This window comes from Blastococcus sp. SYSU DS0753 (genome assembly GCF_054051175.1).
Genome location: NZ_JBJHAT010000052.1, coordinates 1 through 603, shown reverse-complemented (window position 1 = coordinate 603; position 603 = coordinate 1). Strand labels below are relative to the sequence as shown.

General features: G+C 78.1%; 1 protein-coding gene. It reads right to left on the bottom strand.

Annotation, left to right across the window (positions count from 1 at the left end; translation table 11 throughout):
* A partial coding sequence (locus ACI799_RS21025) for a DUF222 domain-containing protein (RefSeq protein WP_456613860.1) occupies window positions 1-603 on the bottom strand: 603 nt, incomplete at both ends.

Below are 603 nucleotides of genomic sequence, written 5' to 3'. Positions count from 1 at the left end.
GCGCAGCAGCAGATCGATGAGGGCGCCGGTGCGCAGCATGCCGATCGGCCGGGCATCGCCGGCGTCCTTCGCCGCCCGGGCGTGGGCATCGACGGCGTCCCGGCAGGCCCGGGCCTCGGGATGGGGCAGCAGGGCGCGCAGCTCGCTCATCCCGTCCCCGACCGGGCGCACCGTCACATCCGCTGCCCGCTGCCGGGCCTGCCGGCGGCGGTCGGCCGCGGCGGCGTCGCGGGCGATCAGCTCGGCGCGCACCGCCTCCCGCAGCTTCCCCACCCCCAACTCGGTGGCGGTGGGCAGGACGGCGGCCTCCATGGCGGCGATCACGCCCGGGTCGGTGTCCCGCCCGGTGACGGCGACCTCGGCGGCCATCGCCCGGGCACGGGGCCAGTCCAACCGCCCCAGCCGCAGCCGTGTGTACGTCGCGGGCAGCAGCGTGGTGAGCACCTCGGCGTGCTCCAGCTGCGTCACCGCCGCCGTGCGGCTGCAGTTCTGCACCGCGGCCAGCTCATCGGGCACGAACTCACTGACCTCTGGCGGCCCCACGGTGCCGGCGCGCTCGCCGCCGGGCAGCGGATCGGCCGGAGCCGGGCGCGCCGCGGCCAG